At 50.9% G+C, this 18,022-nt stretch carries 17 protein-coding genes; 13 read left to right on the forward strand and 4 right to left on the reverse strand.

Features of this window, described 5'->3' with window-relative positions; all coding sequences use genetic code 11:
* Positions 1-14: 14 nt before the first annotated feature.
* Complete coding sequence (locus tag HVZ39_RS10685; RefSeq protein ID WP_181633578.1) at positions 15-1,436, reverse strand: MFS transporter; 1,422 nt, start codon at positions 1,434-1,436, stop codon at positions 15-17.
* A gap of 128 nt (positions 1,437-1,564) precedes the next feature.
* On the opposite strand from HVZ39_RS10685, the gene HVZ39_RS10690 reads away from it, so the two are divergent.
* On the forward strand, positions 1,565-1,816 hold the full coding sequence (locus HVZ39_RS10690; protein ID WP_016153452.1) for a DUF2766 family protein: 252 nt from the start codon (positions 1,565-1,567) through the stop codon (positions 1,814-1,816).
* A gap of 138 nt (positions 1,817-1,954) precedes the next feature.
* On the opposite strand, the gene HVZ39_RS10695 is transcribed toward HVZ39_RS10690, so the two are convergent.
* The gene (locus tag HVZ39_RS10695; protein ID WP_016153451.1) at positions 1,955-2,458 is read right to left on the reverse strand and encodes a non-heme ferritin-like protein; all 504 of its coding nucleotides are present in this window, start codon (positions 2,456-2,458) and stop codon (positions 1,955-1,957) included.
* Between the two features lie 553 nt (positions 2,459-3,011).
* Here HVZ39_RS10695 and HVZ39_RS10700 point away from each other — a divergent pair.
* From HVZ39_RS10700 to otsA, 6 genes are all read left to right on the forward strand, one after another.
* A complete protein-coding gene (locus tag HVZ39_RS10700; protein WP_019077051.1) occupies positions 3,012-3,569 on the forward strand; it encodes a DJ-1/PfpI family protein in 558 nt (185 codons plus the stop codon).
* Positions 3,570-3,884: 315 nt separating this feature from the next.
* Entirely contained in the window at positions 3,885-4,874 is a 990-nt protein-coding gene (locus tag HVZ39_RS10705) for an arabinose ABC transporter substrate-binding protein (protein ID WP_016156818.1), read from the forward strand.
* A 115-nt stretch (positions 4,875-4,989) separates the two neighbouring features.
* Positions 4,990-6,504, forward strand: a complete 1,515-nt coding sequence (gene araG / locus HVZ39_RS10710; protein WP_016156817.1) for an arabinose ABC transporter ATP-binding protein AraG — start codon at positions 4,990-4,992, stop codon at positions 6,502-6,504.
* A gap of 14 nt (positions 6,505-6,518) precedes the next feature.
* Positions 6,519-7,505 (forward strand): L-arabinose ABC transporter permease AraH, encoded by a 987-nt coding sequence (araH, locus tag HVZ39_RS10715; protein ID WP_016153448.1) that lies wholly within the window; start codon positions 6,519-6,521, stop codon positions 7,503-7,505.
* A 175-nt stretch (positions 7,506-7,680) separates the two neighbouring features.
* The gene (otsB, locus tag HVZ39_RS10720; RefSeq protein WP_080858826.1) at positions 7,681-8,484 is read left to right on the forward strand and encodes a trehalose-phosphatase; all 804 of its coding nucleotides are present in this window, start codon (positions 7,681-7,683) and stop codon (positions 8,482-8,484) included.
* Positions 8,459-9,880, forward strand: coding sequence for an alpha,alpha-trehalose-phosphate synthase (otsA, locus tag HVZ39_RS10725; RefSeq protein ID WP_131346231.1), 1,422 nt, complete (start codon positions 8,459-8,461; stop codon positions 9,878-9,880). The genes otsB and otsA overlap by 26 nt, the downstream gene beginning before the upstream one ends.
* A 17-nt stretch (positions 9,881-9,897) precedes the next feature.
* Here otsA and uspC read toward each other — a convergent pair whose 3' ends face one another.
* The gene (gene uspC, locus HVZ39_RS10730; protein ID WP_016153445.1) at positions 9,898-10,326 is read right to left on the reverse strand and encodes a universal stress protein UspC; all 429 of its coding nucleotides are present in this window, start codon (positions 10,324-10,326) and stop codon (positions 9,898-9,900) included.
* 792 nt (positions 10,327-11,118) lie between these two features.
* Here uspC and flhD point away from each other — a divergent pair.
* The 6 genes from flhD to cheW all read left to right on the forward strand — a co-directional run bounded on the left by flhD (position 11,119) and on the right by cheW (position 16,556).
* A complete protein-coding gene (gene flhD, locus HVZ39_RS10735; protein ID WP_016153444.1) occupies positions 11,119-11,460 on the forward strand; it encodes a flagellar transcriptional regulator FlhD in 342 nt (113 codons plus the stop codon).
* Positions 11,457-12,041 (forward strand): flagellar transcriptional regulator FlhC, encoded by a 585-nt coding sequence (gene flhC / locus HVZ39_RS10740; protein ID WP_085951062.1) that lies wholly within the window; start codon positions 11,457-11,459, stop codon positions 12,039-12,041. Before flhD ends, flhC begins: the two co-directional genes overlap by 4 nt.
* A 124-nt stretch (positions 12,042-12,165) precedes the next feature.
* Entirely contained in the window at positions 12,166-13,053 is an 888-nt protein-coding gene (motA, locus tag HVZ39_RS10745; RefSeq protein ID WP_016153442.1) for a flagellar motor stator protein MotA, read from the forward strand.
* Complete coding sequence (motB, locus tag HVZ39_RS10750; RefSeq protein WP_016153441.1) at positions 13,050-13,979, forward strand: flagellar motor protein MotB; 930 nt, start codon at positions 13,050-13,052, stop codon at positions 13,977-13,979. The genes motA and motB overlap by 4 nt, the downstream gene beginning before the upstream one ends.
* Positions 13,980-13,983: 4 nt before the next feature.
* On the forward strand, positions 13,984-16,032 hold the full coding sequence (gene cheA, locus HVZ39_RS10755; protein ID WP_181633579.1) for a chemotaxis protein CheA: 2,049 nt from the start codon (positions 13,984-13,986) through the stop codon (positions 16,030-16,032).
* A gap of 20 nt (positions 16,033-16,052) precedes the next feature.
* Positions 16,053-16,556 carry a chemotaxis protein CheW gene (gene cheW, locus HVZ39_RS10760; protein WP_003034638.1) on the forward strand — a complete coding sequence of 168 codons (504 nt, stop codon included), beginning with the start codon at positions 16,053-16,055 and terminating at the stop codon, positions 16,554-16,556.
* A 75-nt stretch (positions 16,557-16,631) separates the two neighbouring features.
* On the opposite strand, the gene HVZ39_RS10765 is transcribed toward cheW, so the two are convergent.
* Complete coding sequence (locus tag HVZ39_RS10765; RefSeq protein WP_181633580.1) at positions 16,632-17,891, reverse strand: dicarboxylate/amino acid:cation symporter; 1,260 nt, start codon at positions 17,889-17,891, stop codon at positions 16,632-16,634.
* Between the last annotated feature and the right edge of the window lie 131 nt (positions 17,892-18,022).

Below are 18,022 nucleotides of genomic sequence, written 5' to 3' on the forward strand. Positions count from 1 at the left end.
GTTCGCCTGCCGGGCTATTTTTTCTTGCTAGATACCGCGCTTCCAGCATCATGGGCAAGCCGCAGCGTATCAACCATACCTACCAGACAAATAATCGCAATAGCGACAAAGGCCAGCCGGAAACTGATCCCCGGAATATTGCCTAACGCCAGCCATTCACTCACCTCATCACCGATACGGATCCCGATAGCGGCCAATGAAATGCCCAAGCCTACCGCTAATTGTGTTGCCGTACTGAACAGCGTATTGGCGTAGCTCATTTGTGGTCCGGGGACGTCCGCAAAGGCAAGCGTGCTGATGCCGGTAAACTGAATTGAGCGGAACACGCCGCCCAGATACAACACCAACAAAATAACCCACACCGGGGTCTGCGGCGTAATTAATGCACAGGCCAACAGCGCCAGGACGTTTAGCGCACCGTTGATTAACAGTAGTTTCTTAAAGCCCAGCCAGCGTATCAACGGCGTGGTGGCAGGTTTTATCGTCAGATTGCCCACAAACACCGCCAGAACCAGCGAACCCGCGTGAAAAGCGTTCATGCCAAAACCGACCTGGAACATTAACGGCAGCAGAAATGGTACAGCGCTAATAGAAGCTCGAAATAGCGACCCGCCGTACAGGGTGACGCGAAAAGTAGGGACGCTCATGGCATCAAGACGAATCATCGGCCAGGTAGTGTGACGAAAATGATGCAGGGCACACAGAAAGGTCACGGTTCCTAGCGCCAGCAGCCCGGCGGTTAGCCAGCCCTGCGGCTGCTGGGTTCCCAGTAACTCCATGGCATACACCAGGCTAACCATCGCAACTGAGGTCGCGATAAAACCCGCTATATCAAATGGACGGCGCTCGTCGTCATGAATATCCGGGATGAAACGTAGCGCCAGCGCGATCGCCAAAATTCCCAGCGGTACGTTAATAAAGAAGATCCAACGCCAGTTAGCATAGCTGGTGATGAATCCTCCTAGCGGTGGCCCGATGATAGGCGCGACTAATGCGGGCCAGGTCAGGGTCGCAATAGCGGTGATCAACTGATGTTTAGGCGTGGTGCGCAGTACCGCGAGACGGCCAACAGGAACCATTAGCGCGCCACCCACACCCTGTAAAATTCGCATTGCTACAAAGCTCTCAAGGCTTTCTGACAAACCGCATAAAACCGAAGCGAGAGTAAAAATCGCCAGCGCCAGGGTAAACACTTTTCGGGCGCCGAAGCGATCCGCAATCCAGCCGCTGGCGGGGATAAGCACCGCGAGGGTGATCAAGTAGGCGCTGATACCAATGTTCAGGTCTACCGCCTGAACGCCAAAGCTTTTGGCCATGTCGGGTAGGGCTGTGGCAATCACCGTGCCGTCAATAAATTCCATAAAGAAAGCCCCGGCAACAAGTAATGCTGCCGGGGAAAGACCGCGTTGGTTCTCAACCGCTAACTGTTCACTCATGTTGTGCTTGCCATCTCAAAAGAAACTGACTGGACCTTTTTTATTTTCAGCGCATTTGTAATGTGTGCGCGGCTATCGTTTCGATCGCTGAATAGGTACTATGACGACCTTTCTATAAGGAGCTCACTATGTCCCAAACATTGAATGCCGATCAGGAACTGCTCTCGGACGTTGTTGCCTGTCAGCTGGTTATCAAGCAAATTCTGGATGTTCTTGATGTTATTGCCCCGGTAGAAGTTCGGGAAAAAATGTCCAGCCAACTGAAAAACATCGATTTTTCCAGCCATCCTGCAGGGGCCGATCCGGTCACTATGCGCGCAATACAAAAAGCGGTTGCCTTGATCGAGTTGAAATTCACGCCGCAGAATGAATCCCACTAAAATAAACCGTTGTTTCAGGTTTTAGAAAGGTTTTTTTGCGCCTCGCAGAATGGGAGGCGCGTGCCAGGGAAAATCAGAGGTTGACCGGATAAGGTGTGCAGCATCGCTATCCGGCATTAACGCGATGAAAACTGAAGATTAGTGATGCTGGTAGTTAACGACGTTGAGCAAGTGCTTATCGGTTTGCGCCATGCACAACCCCGCGCGTTTGGCGCTGCGGACTTCATCAAGAATCGTCTGTAACAGCACGCCATCCTGCTGCTGCTCTTTTTCCAGATCGTGAAGAAAATCAATGGTTGGCGCATCGTTTAATGCTTCAGCTTCATTGGTTAAACGCGAGAGCTTACTCGAACGCTGCTGATATTCATCCAACGTTTTCTGAAACAATTCTTCAAGGGAACTCAGTTCATCACCCGGCACATCCATGGCCTTGACGATGGGATTAGCCCCGGCACTTTTCATAAAATTGAACATACGCATCATTTGAGTCACGTTACCTTGCGCCTGCGTGCGTAGAAACGTGGCTGTACCTGTCAGGCTATGCTCGTAGCACCATTCGCTGAGATGCAGGTAAAGATTCGAGGCGTAGAACTCGAGATTCATTTGTGTATTGAGTTTATGAACAATTCCAACTGCAGCCATATCAATATCCTTATTTCCAGAAAGGGGGATGTACGTTACTCACGCCAGTACAGCGGGCTGCCGCTGCACTTCACCTCTACGTACAATTAAAGCTGTTAGCAGAATAAATCCGTTCCGCCGGTCCTTTAGTGATCACGAATTATATTCGCTCCGATCGAGATTCAGCATAACGCTTGCCCTGGTATAAGAAAATCCTTAAATCTGCGTATTTATGTTTTTTTACATATTGTCATAACAATATTCATGCTACTGCTGTTTTGGCATATAGATGACATGAATGTAAGGGGTTGAAATTTCTGTCATTAAATGATTTTCATGATAATGAAATGGTGTTTCATATCACAAAATTAAATTCCACAATAAGGTATTGTCTGGCATCTGATGATTATCTGCCCAAGTTGAAAGGCAATTTCACGATCGGGATGGATTAGTACAAATTATCTGATGGCTAATTTTTTGCGCCAGATCAGTTTTAATCAAATTGAGAAATTTAACAGTCTGCACTGGTCGTCATTAATTGTTTCGTTTATGTGGATTAAGCAAGGAGTTACATATGAAGAAGGTTGCGGTGCTGCTGGCACCCGGTTTTGAAGAGGCGGAGGCGATTGTTACCCTTGATATTCTGCGTCGCCTGAATATCGAAGTCGAAACCCTGGCCTGCGCAGAGTCACGTGCGGTGGTGAGTTATCATGACGTACCGATGGTGATGGATAGCACGCTGGCCGCGCGCCAGACATATCTCTACGATGCCGTCGTATTGCCAGGCGGACCGCAGGGCAGCGTTAATCTTGCCGCCAGTGAGGCGGTCATCCAGTTTGTATCCCGTCATGATCAGGCAGGAAAGCTCATTTGCCCGGTATGTTCTGCGGCCGCGCGCGTGTTGGGCGGCAACGGTCTGCTGAAGGGGCGTCGCTATGTTTGCTCAGGAGATCTGTGGCAAAACGTCACGGATGGAGAATATATCGATGCGCCGGTTGTTGAAGATGGCAATCTGATTAGCGGCAAAGGGTTAGGGCATATTTTCGATTTTGCGTTGACGCTTGCGGCGCGCCTGCTAGGAGATGACATTCCGGTTCGCGATCACGCTGACCACATTTATTACCGATGGTAATCATGTTCCCGAATGCTTCGGTATTCGGGAACAAGGATTCGTTGGCTGATGTTATGGATTAATCTGCTATCCCTCTTTTTTCCCGTCGACAAAACCGCGTTTTTTTATGTCATTTCCCGCTGAATTTATGTACGCAATTACTGTAATTCTGTGGTGTGATGCCGCTCTCTTATGGAGAATCAATTTCCCGCTAAAACTACTCTCAGCACTGGCATTGATCTTATCACTAAAAGGTAATGCCTTGTTTTACGTCCGAATTACAAAAAATCGTCTGATTTTACCCTACATAAAAGAACGTTAAAGCTGGAGTTAACCATGCACAAATTCACTAAAGCGCTGGCTGCCATCGGTCTGGCTGCCATTATGTCACAATCCGCTATCGCTGAATCCATGAAGCTCGGTTTCCTGGTCAAACAACCGGAAGAACCGTGGTTCCAGACTGAATGGAAATTTGCCGATAAAGCCGGTAAAGACCTTGGCTTTGAGGTGATTAAAATTGCCGTCCCGGATGGTGAGAAGACCCTTAACGCCATCGACAGCCTGGCTGCAAGTGGCGCAAAAGGTTTTGTGATTTGTACGCCGGACCCCAAACTCGGGCCTGCCATTATGGCCAAGGCGCGTGGCTACGATATGAAAGTCATTGCCGTCGATGACCAGTTTGCTAACGCCAAAGGTAAGCCGATGGATACCGTGCCGCTGGTGATGATGGCTGCAACCAAAATTGGTGAGCGCCAGGGCCAGGAGCTGTATAAGGAGATGCAAAAGCGCGGTTGGGATGTGAAATCCACAGCCGTAATGGCCATTACCGCGAATGAACTCGATACCGCGCGTCGCCGTACATCGGGTTCAATGGACGCGCTTAAAGCCGCAGGCTTCCCGGAAAAACAGATCTACCAGGTCCCCACTAAATCGAATGATATCCCCGGGGCATTCGATGCCGCTAACTCCATGCTGGTTCAGCACCCTGAAGTCAAACACTGGCTGATTGTCGGCATGAACGACAATACCGTGCTGGGCGGCGTACGTGCGACCGAAGGGCAGGGCTTCAAAGCGCCGAATGTGATTGGTATCGGCATCAACGGCGTTGATGCCGTGAGCGAACTCTCCAAAGGCGAAGCGACCGGGTTCTACGGTTCACTCCTGCCAAGCCCGGACGTTCACGGCTACAAATCAAGTGAGATGCTCTACAACTGGGTAACGAAAGGTGCAGAGCCACCGGCGTTTACTGAAGTGACGGATGTGGTGCTGATTACCCGCGATAACTTTAAAGAAGAACTGGCGAAGAAAGGCTTAGGCGGTAAATAACACAAATGCCGGATGCGACGCCAACGCGTCTTATCCGGCCTACGAATTGCGTACTCAGTAGGCCGGATAAGGCAAAGCCGCTATCCGGCATAAAGATCTAACTCACGGAGACGTTATGCAACAGTCTACCCCGTATCTCTCATTTCGCGGCATTGGCAAAACGTTCCCCGGCGTTAAAGCGCTCACGGATATCAGTTTCGACTGCTATGCCGGTCAGGTGCATGCGCTGATGGGCGAAAATGGCGCCGGGAAATCAACACTATTAAAAATTCTCAGCGGCAACTATGCGCCAACGACGGGATCTTTGGCGATCCGTGGACAAGAGGTTTCGTTTGCGGACACCAATGCCGCGCTGAACGCCGGTGTTGCCATTATTTACCAGGAGCTGCATCTCGTCCCGGAAATGACCGTTGCCGAGAATATTTATTTAGGGCAGATGCCGCACAAAGGCGGGATTGTGAACCGCTCGCTGCTGAACTATGAAGCGGGTCTCCAGCTTAAGCATCTGGGCATGGATATCGATCCCGATACGCCGTTGAAATACCTCTCCATTGGTCAATGGCAGATGGTGGAGATTGCGAAAGCGCTGGCGCGCAACGCCAAAATTATCGCGTTTGATGAACCGACCAGCTCCCTTTCAGCGCGCGAGATTGAGAATCTGTTTCGCGTCATCCGTGAGCTACGCAACGAAGGGCGCATCATCCTGTACGTTTCGCACCGTATGGAGGAGATCTTTGCCCTTAGCGATGCCATCACCGTGTTTAAAGATGGTCATTACGTCAAAACGTTCACGGATATGCAGCAGGTCGATCACGACGCGCTGGTGCAGGCGATGGTCGGGCGCGACCTCGGTGATATTTATGGCTGGAAATCCAGACCTTATGGTGCAGAGCGCCTGCGTTTGCATGACGTCAAAGCCCCAGGCGTGCGTACCCCGATCAGTTTATCAGTGCGCAGTGGTGAAATTGTTGGATTGTTTGGACTGGTGGGCGCCGGACGTAGCGAATTAATGAAAGGTCTGTTTGGCGGCACGCGTATCACGGCAGGCCAGGTGTTTATCGATGAACAGCCTATTGATATCCGTAAACCGAGCCACGCCATTGAAGCGGGGATGATGCTGTGCCCGGAGGATCGCAAGGCTGAAGGGATCATTCCGGTCCATTCGGTACGTAACAACATCAACATCAGTGCCCGTCGTAAACATGTTCTGGGCGGATGCGTGATCAACAACGGCTGGGAAGAGACCAATGCCGATCACCATATTCGCTCACTCAATATTAAAACGCCGGGCGCGGAGCAACTGATTATGAACCTCTCCGGCGGTAATCAACAGAAGGCTATCCTCGGCCGTTGGTTATCGGAAGAGATGAAAGTGATTTTGCTGGACGAACCTACACGCGGTATTGATGTGGGTGCCAAGCATGAAATTTATAACGTGATTTATGCCCTCGCGGCGCGCGGCGTGGCCGTGCTGTTTGCTTCCAGCGATCTGCCAGAAGTGCTCGGTGTCGCCGACCGTATCGTGGTGATGAGAGAAGGCGAAATTGCCGGTGAGTTACTTCATGAACAGGCGGATGAACGCCAGGCGTTAAGCCTTGCTATGCCAAAAGTTAGCCAGGCTGTAGCCTGAATAAGGAGAGAATGATGTCTTCCGTTTCAACATCGGGTTCAGGTGCTGCAAAGTCGGCGCTAAATCTTGGTCGCATTTGGGATCAATACGGGATGCTGGTCGTGTTCGCCGCGCTGTTCCTGGTTTGTTCCCTCTTTGTGCCTAACTTTGCCACTTTCATCAACATGAAGGGGCTGGGGCTGGCGGTATCGATGTCGGGTATGGTCGCGTGTGGGATGCTGTTTTGCCTGGCATCCGGTGACTTCGACCTGTCCGTTGCCTCCGTGATTGCCTGCGCCGGGGTCACTACAGCCGTGGTCATTAATATGACCGAAAGCCTGTGGATTGGCGTGGCTGCCGGGCTACTGCTCGGTATTCTATGTGGTCTGGTGAATGGGTTCGTGATTGCACGGCTGAAAATTAACGCCCTGATCACGACCCTTGCGACGATGCAGATTGTGCGTGGTCTGGCCTACATTATTTCCGACGGTAAGGCGGTAGGGATTGAAGACGAGCGCTTCTTCACTCTCGGTTACGCCAACTGGTTTGGTCTGCCGGCACCTATCTGGATCACGGTCGTCTGTTTCATCGTTTTTGGCTTACTGCTCAATAAAACCACGTTTGGTCGTAACACGCTGGCCATTGGGGGGAATGAAGAGGCGGCACGTCTGGCTGGGGTTCCGGTCGTTCGTACCAAAATTATTATCTTTATTCTGTCCGGGCTGGTATCCGCCATCGCCGGGATTATCCTCGCATCACGTATGACCAGCGGCCAGCCAATGACCTCAATCGGCTATGAGCTGATCGTGATTTCCGCGTGCGTGTTAGGGGGCGTTTCGCTTAAAGGCGGCATCGGAAAAATCTCATATGTGGTAGCCGGGGTGTTGATTCTGGGAACGGTTGAGAATGCAATGAACCTGCTGAACATCTCTCCGTTCGCACAGTATGTCGTACGTGGTCTGATCCTGCTGGCGGCGGTGATCTTCGACCGTTACAAGCAAAAAGCGAAGCGTACTGTTTGATGATTTTAACCCCAACTTTTTAGTCTAGCTTTAGCTCATCGCCAGCCGCTACCCGGCTGGCGATTGTTTTTCCAAATGGCGAGCAGGGTCACACTGTCTATACTTATATCCGTCATACATCATATATACGGCGCGATCCGCGCGGCGTACAGACCATGATGAGGAGGATAACCGGGTGACAGCATCACTGATCTTACCCCCTGAACAATCTGCAAGCTGTGCTTATTTTTTTGATCTCGATGGGACACTGGCTGAGATCAAACCTTATCCAGACCAGGTCGTTGTCCCTCAGACAATCCTGCAGTTATTACATCAGTTGGCGACGCATAATGCGGGTGCGCTGGCATTGATTTCAGGGCGCTCGATGGTTGAGCTTGACGCGCTTACCACTCCCTTTCGTTTTCCGCTCGCCGGAGTGCATGGGGCAGAGCGCCGTGACATCAATGGTCAAACTCATATAGTGCGCCTGGCTGCGGCAATAGAGCGCGAAGCAGGAGAGCTATTAAGTACCGCCTTGGCGACGATGCCGGGTACAACGCTTGAAGCAAAAGGGATGGCGTTCGCACTGCACTATCGCCAGGCCCCGGAACATGAAGCGGCGCTAATTAATCTGGCTGAGCGCATCACGCACAGATGGCCGCAGTTGGCTTTACAGCACGGAAAATGCGTTGTGGAGATAAAACCAAAGGGTACGAACAAAGGCGACGCAATTGCCGCATTTATGCAGGAAGCACCTTTTGCCGGACGGATCCCCGTTTTTTTTGGTGACGATTTGACGGACGAAACAGGATTTGGCGTGGTTAATCGCGCTGGGGGCATTTCCGTGAAGGTGGGGAATGGAGCGACGCAGGCGACATGGCGTCTGGATGGCGTGAGTGATGTCTGGCACTGGCTGGAACAAATTAACTCTTCGCAGCAAGAATCGAAAGCAACGAATAACAGAAGAGGTGGCTATGAGTCGTTTAGTCGTAGTATCTAATCGTATCGCCTCACCCGATGACAAAGGGAGCGCCGGTGGGCTTGCCGTCGGTGTGCTGGGCGCGTTGAAGGCTGCTGGTGGCCTGTGGTTTGGCTGGAGTGGCGACACGGGTAATGAGGACAAACCATTAAAAAAAGTCACGCGTGGCAATATTACCTGGGCTTCGTTTAATTTGAGTGAACAGGATTACGAAGAGTATTACTGCCAGTTTTCTAATGCGGTTTTATGGCCTGCATTTCATTATCGCCTAGATTTGGTGCAGTTTCAGCGTCCTGCATGGGAGGGCTATCAGCGGGTGAATGCCTTGCTGGTAGATAAACTGCTGCCGCTGCTCAGCGATGACGACATAATCTGGGTTCATGATTACCATCTGTTGCCGTTTGCCAGCGAGCTGCGTAAACGCGGCGTGAATAACCGTATCGGTTTTTTCCTGCATATCCCTTTTCCGACGCCGGAAATCTTTAATGCCTTACCCCCACATCAGACGCTACTTGAGCAGATGTGTGACTTTGATTTACTCGGTTTCCAGACCGAAAACGATCGTCAGGCTTTTCTGGATTGTCTGGCAGCCCAGACTCAGGTAACCACTCAGAGCGAGCAGCACCACCGCGCATGGGGAAAAGCGTTTCGTACCCAGGTCTATCCCATCGGTATTGAGCCGGATGAGATCGCCCGCCAGGCTTCCGGACCTTTGCCGCCGAAGCTGGCGCAACTGAAAGCAGAACTCAAAAATGTGCAGAATATCTTCTCCGTTGAGCGTCTGGATTATTCTAAGGGTTTGCCGGAGCGCTTTCAGGCCTATGAGGCTCTGCTGGAACACTATCCGCAGCACCATGGTAAAATTCGCTACACCCAGATAGCGCCAACTTCGCGTGAAGAGGTGCAGGCCTACCAGGATATTCGGCACCAACTGGAGACTGAAGCGGGGAGGATTAACGGTAAATATGGGCAGTTGGGCTGGACGCCGCTCTATTATCTGAACCAGTACTTTGATCGTAAATTGCTGATGAAAATCTTCCGCTACTCTGATGTAGGGCTGGTGACGCCTCTGCGAGATGGTATGAACCTGGTCGCGAAAGAATTCGTGGCCGCGCAGGATCCTGCCAACCCCGGCGTGCTGGTGTTATCGCAATTTGCCGGGGCCGCGAATGAGCTAACTGCCGCGCTTATTGTTAATCCTTATGACCGCGACGAAGTGGCTGGCGCATTAAACCAGGCTCTGACGATGCCGCTTGCTGAGCGTATCTCCCGCCACGCTGAGATGCTCGAAACTATCATTAAAAACGATATCGACAACTGGCAGGCGAGGTTCATTTGCGATCTGGAAAAAGTCATCCCACGTCAGAGTAAACAGCCATTGCCAGACAACGTTTCTCCCTGCACTAAACTGGCCTAACGCTCAGTAAACGCAGGTCAATCTCCAGCCAGTGGAACCAGCAGAACATCCACGTGGCTGGCACCGATCACGCTTTTTGCTGAGCAGGATGCGCGCGAAAAGAAGCTGTGGTTATGGTTGCCATAAATGACCAGATCGACCGCGTGTTTACGGCATACATCCAGAATATGTTCATTCAGTGCCCCATAGGTAATAAAGGTATGCTCAATGGGGTACTGTGCTTCTTTGCTGAGCTTGTCGATAAAATCCTGAGTCTCCTCTTGCATCACTTCACGCAGGTCCTCCAGCATAGGTGCTGCAAACTGATTATACAGTTCAGGGTCTGAGACCAGAGTTATCAGGCTAATACGAGCGTTGACAGGGCGAGCGATTGAAACCGCCTTGGCTAACAACTGCTGGCTTTCAGGGGTGGCGGCAACGGCCACAAGAATGTGTGTATAGCTCATAACTCGCTCCTTTTTTCAAGAATTATGAGAGGGTTTCTCAGCATTGCTCGGCTTACTCCATACTGCAACGTTTCCTTCCCGGATAGTGTGAATGTCATCATGCTTATTCATTAATTATTCTTATAAATAGAATAATTGCGCCATATAACTTGTAAATACGTTCAGCTTACTTAAGTAAAACTCACCGCTAATGAAAACAATGTGTTAATTAAAAATTAACAAAAGTTAACATTTAATGGGTTATCACTACCCGGTATTAATTAATCACCCTTAATATTTAAGTCATTGTTTATAAAGGATTTAATTAAAATAGTGTTTTACATTAAATATGTGATCAAGCTCGCTATTTCACAAGGTGATATTAACGTTTGTGAACAAAATACTATTCGCTTTTATTGCAAGAATATTCGTATGTCAGGAATTAAAATGGCGAATTTGAGGTTAAAAAATAAGCAAAATAAAAGCTGTGCTGATGGATTTATGTTAAGTGTTTAGCTAGTTTATGTGATCTATGTCACATATTCTTCAAATTCGCAGCATAGCTACGTTGTATGTGTAACGGGCGGCGGGTAGAGTTGCGTCGAATTAGGAAAAATCTTAGACATTTGTAAGAATTGATGTGAGCTTGTAAGGGGCGCGGCTTTCTGAAAAGGGAATGTTTAGACAACGCGTAAGTGCCGTCACGCTGCTATGTATTTGACCTTTTGCTTTTTTTTACCGGGCCTTCCCGGCGACATCACGGGGTGCGGTTTCACCGCATGAAAACAATGTTGGTTATTATGGATGCAAATAATGCATACATCCGAGTTGCTGAAACACATCTATGACATCAATTTGTCATATTTATTGCTTGCACAGCGTTTGATCGTTCAGGACAAAGCATCTGCGATGTTTCGCCTTGGTATCAGCGAAGAAATGGCGGACACGTTGGCAACATTAACACTTCCACAAATGGTCAAACTGGCTGAAACAAACCAACTGGTCTGTCATTTCCGTTTCGACGATCACCAGACCGTTACTCGCCTGACGCAAGACTCCCGCGTTGACGATCTTCAGCAAATTCATACCGGTATCATGCTTTCAACGCGACTGTTAAGCGACATCGATGAAGCAGCGCGCAAGAAAAGGGCTTGATGATGAGCGAAAAAAGCATTGTTCAGGAAGCGCGTGATATCCAGCTAGCGATGGAATTAATCACATTGGGCGCCCGTTTGCAAATGCTGGAAAGCGAAACGCAATTAAGCCGTGGCCGACTTATCAAGCTGTATAAAGAATTACGCGGCAGCCCTCCGCCAAAAGGGATGCTGCCTTTCTCCACCGACTGGTTTATGACATGGGAACAAAACATTCATGCTTCGATGTTTTGCAACGCATGGCAATTCCTGCTCAAAACTGGTTTGTGCAGCGGCGTGGATGCCGTGATCAAAGCGTATCGTTTATATCTTGAGCAGTGCCCGCAGCCAGAAGAAGGGCCACTGCTGGCGTTAACTCGCGCATGGACGTTGGTGCGTTTTGTCGACAGCGGATTGCTGGAGTTGTCCCGATGCAATTGCTGCGGTGGGAATTTTATTACCCACGCTCACCAACCCGCAGGCAGCTTTGCCTGCAGTTTATGCCAACCGCCATCACGCGCCGTAAAAAGACGTAAACTTTCCCAGAATGCTGCCGATATTATTCCACAACTGCTGGATGAACAGATCGAACAGGCTGTTTAACTGATACGGTGTGGACAAACACTCCAGCAGCGGTAAGCGATTACCGCTGCTTTTTTTTGTCCTGACCTCGAGTTAACTGCCCGACTGCGCATCCTGTCATAGTCAATTGCGAAAGGATGATGTCGTGCTTATCTTATTAGGTTACCTGGTTGTTATTGGTACAGTTTTCGGCGGTTACATGATGACCGGCGGACACCTTGGGGCACTCTATCAACCGGCTGAGCTGGTGATTATCGGTGGCGCGGGTATTGGGGCATTCATCGTCGGCAATAACGGGAAAGCCATTAAGGGGACGATGAAAGCCATCCCGATGCTTTTTCGTCGTTCAAAATACACCAAAGCGATGTATATGGATCTGCTGGCGCTGTTGTATCGCCTGATGGCCAAGTCACGTCAGCAGGGCATGTTCTCGCTTGAACGCGATATCGAAAACCCCAAAGAGAGTGAAATTTTCGCCAGCTATCCGCGCATTCTTGCTGATGCCGTGATGCTTGATTTCATTGTCGATTATCTGCGTCTGATCATCAGCGGCAACATGAACACGTTTGAAATTGAAGCGCTGATGGATGAAGAGATTGAGACTCACGAAAGTGAGGCCGAAGTCCCGGCCAACAGTCTGGCGATGGTGGGGGATTCATTACCGGCGTTCGGGATCGTGGCGGCGGTCATGGGGGTTGTCCATGCGCTGGCTTCTGCCGATCGTCCGGCGGCTGAACTGGGTTCGCTGATTGCACATGCCATGGTAGGGACATTCCTCGGTATTTTACTGGCCTATGGATTTATTTCTCCGCTTGCCAGCGTTCTGCGCCAGAAAAGCGCTGAAACCACCAAAATGATGCAGTGTGTGAAGATAACTCTGCTCTCCAATCTGAATGGTTACGCGCCGCCAATTGCCGTCGAATTTGGTCGTAAGACTCTGTATTCCAGCGAACGTCCATCGTTTATCGAACTGGAAGAGCATGTTCGTGCGGTGAGAAATCCAACTGCGCAGCAGACGACCGAGGACGCATGAAAAATCAGGCCCATCCCATTATCGTTGTAAAGCGACGCAAGCATAAAGGTCACGGTGGTGGGGCGCATGGTTCGTGGAAAATCGCCTACGCCGATTTTATGACCGCGATGATGGCCTTCTTTCTGGTGATGTGGCTCATTTCCATCTCTAGCCCTAAAGAATTGATCCAGATTGCCGAATATTTCCGTACGCCGTTGGCTACTGCGGTAACCGGGGGAAATCGTATTTCGAATAGCCAAAGTCCCATTCCAGGCGGCGGGGATGATTACACCCAGCAGCAGGGAGAGGTGAACAAGCAGCCGAATATCGATGATCTGAGAAAACGCATGGAACAAAGCCGCTTGAGCAAACTTCGCGGCGATCTCGATCAGTTGATTGAATCTGACCCCAAACTGCGTGCGCTGCGCCCGCATTTGAAAATTGATTTAGTTCAGGAAGGGCTGCGGATACAGATTATCGACAGTCAGAATCGCCCGATGTTTAAAACCGGTAGCGCTGAGGTGGAACCGTATATGCGCGATATCCTGCGAGCCATAGCGCCAGTGCTTAACGGCATTCCTAATCGAATCAGCCTTTCCGGCCATACGGATGATTACCCTTACGCCAATGGTGAAAAAGGGTATAGCAACTGGGAGTTGTCCGCCGATCGCGCTAACGCGTCGCGTCGCGAACTGGTTAGCGGCGGTCTGGATGATGGAAAAGTATTACGTGTGGTAGGTATGGCCGCCACGATGCGTCTGAGCGATCGCGGTCCTGAAGACGCTATCAACCGCCGTATTAGCCTGCTGGTTCTCAATAAGCAGGCGGAAGAGGCCATTTTGCATGAAAACGCTGAAAGCCAGAATGAGCCGGTAAGTGTCTTACAACAGCCAGCGGAACTCCCGCCGGCAAGCGTTCCCACATCGCCACCAGCCAATCCGAGGTGATAGCGTGAGCATGGATATAAGCGATTTTTATCAAACATTTTTTGATGAAGCTGACGAACTGTTGGCTGACATGGAGCAACACCTGCTTGATTTGGTTCCTGAAGCCCCGGATTCCGAACAGCTGAATGCAATTTTTCGTGCTGCGCACTCGATAAAAGGCGGGGCGGGCACCTTCGGCTTTACCATTTTGCAGGAAACGACCCATCTGATGGAAAACCTGCTGGATGAAGCGCGGCGTGGCGAGATGCAGCTCAATGCCGACATTATCAACCTGTTTTTGGAAACGAAAGATATTATGCAGGAACAGCTCGACGCCTATAAAAACTCAGAGGAGCCGGATGCCGCCAGCTTTGAGTACATTTGTAATGCGTTACGACAGTTAGCGCTCGAAGCGAAAGGTGAAACCGCACCGGCAGTCGTCAACACCGCAAAACTGAGCGTTGTTGACAGCGCTGCAATGCAGGAAGAGGCGGTTGCACAGCCTGAGTCCGCAAGCGAAGAGAGCAAGAAACGCATTATTCTCACGCGCCTGAAAGCCAATGAAGTGGATTTACTGGAAGAGGAGCTGGGGAACCTGGCGACCTTAACCGATGTGGTGAAAGGGAGCGACACGTTGTCAGCAACGCTTGATGGCAACCTCGCGGAAGATGACATCATCGCGGTGCTGTGCTTTGTGATTGAAGCTGATCAGATTGAATTCGAAACCGTCAGCGCAGCGCCCGTAGCCGTTGAAACTGAAGCTGAAGCAGAAACGGTAGCCGTTGTCGCGAAGCCGCAGCCGGTTGCCGTTGCGCCAGCGGCGAAAGCCGCCGCCAGCGAAACGCCAAACGGACGTGCGGAACGCGACAAACCCGCCCGTGCCAGCGAGTCAACCAGCATCCGCGTAGCGGTTGAGAAGGTCGATCAGCTCATTAACCTGGTCGGTGAGTTGGTCATCACCCAGTCTATGCTGGCACAACGTTCTAACGAACTGGATCCCGTCAATCATGGCGATCTCATCACCAGTATGGGTCAGTTACAACGTAACGCCCGCGACTTGCAAGAGTCGGTGATGTCGATTCGTATGATGCCCATGGAGTATGTGTTCAGCCGTTTTCCGCGTCTGGTGCGTGACCTGGCCGGTAAGCTGGGTAAACAGGTCGAACTGACACAGGTGGGAAGCTCAACCGAACTCGACAAGAGCCTGATTGAACGCATCATCGATCCGTTGACGCACCTGGTGCGTAACAGCCTCGATCACGGTATTGAACTGCCGGAAAAACGCCTTGAAGCCGGGAAAAGCCCAATCGGTAATCTGACGCTTTCCGCGGAGCACCAGGGCGGGAATATCTGTATTGAAGTCACCGATGATGGCGCCGGTCTGAACCGTGAACGAATCCTCGCCAAAGCTATCTCCCAGGGGATGCCGATCCACGAAAACATGAGCGATGACGAAGTCGGTATGCTGATCTTCGCCCCGGGCTTCTCGACCGCTGAACAGGTGACGGATGTCTCTGGCCGCGGCGTGGGTATGGATGTGGTGAAGCGAAATATCCAGGAGATGGGGGGCCATGTTGAGATCCAGTCCAAACAGGGACAGGGGACGACTATCCGAATTCTGCTGCCGCTGACGCTGGCGATCCTCGACGGCATGTCCGTGCGCGTGGCCGACGAAGTCTTTATTCTGCCGCTGAATGCCGTTATGGAATCACTGCAACCGCGCGAAGAAGATCTCCATCCGCTGGCCGGAGGAGAGCGCGTGCTGGAAGTGCGTGGCGAATATTTACCGCTGGTTGAGCTGTGGAAAGTCTTTGAGGTTGAAGGCGCAAAAACCGAAGCGACTCAAGGTATTGTGGTGATTTTGCAAAGTGCAGGGCGTCGCTACGCGCTGCTGGTCGATCAGTTAATTGGTCAACACCAGGTGGTCGTTAAAAACCTGGAAAGCAACTACCGCAAAGTGCCAGGTATTTCTGCAGCAACGATCCTCGGCGACGGCAGCGTCGCGCTGATTGTCGATGTCTCTGCATTGCAGGGATTAAACCGCGAACAACGTGTGGCGATCACAGCCGCCTGATTGAGTGAGAAGGGAATAATATGACCGGTATGAGTAATGTAACTAAACTGGCCGGCGAACCGTCAGGTCAGGAATTCCTCGTGTTCACACTGGGGGATGAAGAGTACGGTATCGATATCCTGAAAGTGCAGGAAATCCGTGGGTACGATCAGGTGACGCGTATTGCTAACACGCCTGCGTTTATCAAAGGTGTCACCAATCTGCGCGGTGTGATTGTGCCGATTGTTGACCTGCGCGTGAAGTTTAGCCAGAGCGATGTGGATTACAACGAAAACACCGTGGTGATTGTGCTGAATCTGGGCCAGCGGGTGGTCGGGATTGTGGTCGATGGCGTCTCGGATGTGCTGTCGCTGACAACGGATCAAATCCGTCCGGCACCGGAATTTGCCGTAACGCTGTCGACGGAATACTTGACGGGACTGGGGGCTCTGGGTGACCGGATGCTGATCCTGGTTAACATTGAGAAGCTGCTCAATAGCGAAGAAATGGCGCTGCTGGATATTGCCGCCAGTCACGTCGCGTAACCGCTATACCGTATCCGGCCTACAATGATTGCGGTTGTAGGCCGGATACGCGTAGCACATCCGGCAGATTTCCCCTTACGCTTCCCGCTCAACCAGCTCCGGTTCTTCTTCCAGTAAACCTTCATCTTGTGCCAGCATCGCCGTTGCAATCCCGTTACCTAATACGTTGATTGCTGAACGTCCCATATCCAGGAAGTGGTCAATACCCATCAGTAACAGAATCCCGGCAACCGGAATATTAAAGCTCGGAATGGTTGCTGCCAGCACCACCAGCGCAGAACGCGGCACGCCGGCAATCCCTTTTGACGCCAGCATCAGCGTCAGCATCAGGACGGTGATTTCTGCAAAGGAGAGGTGAATGTTATAGGCCTGCGCGATAAACATCGAGGCAAATGAACAGTAAACCATCGAGCCGACCAGGTTAAATGAATAACCGATAGGCAATACAAATGACACGATGTTGGGCGAGCAACCAAATTTGGTTAATTGCTCCAGCGTTTTCGGATAGGCGGCTTCCGAGCTGCTGGTAGTAAATGCGACCAGAACCGGATCTTTCAGCATGCTTACCAGACGAAAAACCTCTTTTTTCAGCATGACATAACCGACCGCCAGCAGAACCAGGCAGGTCAGCAAAATAGCCACATAGTAGCCGCCGATGAACGACGCATAGTTAAGCAGGATCCCCAAACCCTGGGTGGAGATAACGGAGGAAATGGCGGCGAAAATGGCCAGCGGCGCAACGTACATCACGTAGCCAGTCACCTTAAGCATAATGTGGGAGACCACATCCAGCGCGGCAACCAGCGGGGCATTGAACTTCTCACCAAGGGATGCGCCACCAATACCGAAGAACATCGAGAACACCACAATTTGCAGGATCTCATTGTTAGCCATCGCCTCGGCTATGCTGGTTGGGATGGTGTGAGTCAGGAAACCTTTCAGGCTCATGCCGCTCACGGCCAGGCCGGTATCAGTGGCTTCCAGCGGGATCGCCAGGTTCAGGCCGGTTCCGGGTTGCTCAAGAGAAACCACAAACAGACCGACCAGAATAGACAGTATGGAAGAGCTGATAAACCAGATCATCGCTTTGCCGCCTACGCGCCCGATGGTGGACGTTTCTCCCAGGCGCATAATACCGACGGTCAGGGTGCTGAATACTAAAGGTGCGATCACCATTTTAATCAGGCGCAAAAAGATGTCGGTGAGAAGCGTAATATTATCGGCCCAGGCGGTCACTACGCCGGGGGCGGCATAAGAGTGGATCACCGCCCCTGACAGGATCCCCGCCAGCATGAAGATCACGATAAACAACGTGAGTTTGTTTGCATTTGCCACTAAAAAGCCCTCAGTAAGGATTTAACATTTATTGTTCGGTTACTCATTTTTTATATTTATTAATTGGTAACTAAGTATTCATCATATAAATTGAATTAAAGCGCCAGCTGATACAACTTTTTTTAATTTTT

It is taken from the genome of Citrobacter sp. RHB35-C21 (genome assembly GCF_013816515.1).
Lineage (GTDB): Bacteria > Pseudomonadota > Gammaproteobacteria > Enterobacterales > Enterobacteriaceae > Citrobacter > Citrobacter braakii.

Coding starts and splice junctions, on each gene's coding strand:
- HVZ39_RS10685 (WP_181633578.1), bottom strand. CDS start 1,436: ATGAGTGAACAGTTAGCGGTTGAGAACCAACGCGGTCTTTCCCCGGCA.
- HVZ39_RS10690 (WP_016153452.1), top strand. CDS start 1,565: ATGTCCCAAACATTGAATGCCGATCAGGAACTGCTCTCGGACGTTGTT.
- HVZ39_RS10695 (WP_016153451.1), bottom strand. CDS start 2,458: ATGGCTGCAGTTGGAATTGTTCATAAACTCAATACACAAATGAATCTC.
- HVZ39_RS10700 (WP_019077051.1), top strand. CDS start 3,012: ATGAAGAAGGTTGCGGTGCTGCTGGCACCCGGTTTTGAAGAGGCGGAG.
- HVZ39_RS10705 (WP_016156818.1), top strand. CDS start 3,885: ATGCACAAATTCACTAAAGCGCTGGCTGCCATCGGTCTGGCTGCCATT.
- araG (WP_016156817.1), top strand. CDS start 4,990: ATGCAACAGTCTACCCCGTATCTCTCATTTCGCGGCATTGGCAAAACG.
- araH (WP_016153448.1), top strand. CDS start 6,519: ATGTCTTCCGTTTCAACATCGGGTTCAGGTGCTGCAAAGTCGGCGCTA.
- otsA (WP_131346231.1), top strand. CDS start 8,459: ATGAGTCGTTTAGTCGTAGTATCTAATCGTATCGCCTCACCCGATGAC.
- uspC (WP_016153445.1), bottom strand. CDS start 10,326: ATGAGCTATACACACATTCTTGTGGCCGTTGCCGCCACCCCTGAAAGC.
- flhD (WP_016153444.1), top strand. CDS start 11,119: ATGCATACATCCGAGTTGCTGAAACACATCTATGACATCAATTTGTCA.
- motB (WP_016153441.1), top strand. CDS start 13,050: ATGAAAAATCAGGCCCATCCCATTATCGTTGTAAAGCGACGCAAGCAT.
- cheW (WP_003034638.1), top strand. CDS start 16,053: ATGACCGGTATGAGTAATGTAACTAAACTGGCCGGCGAACCGTCAGGT.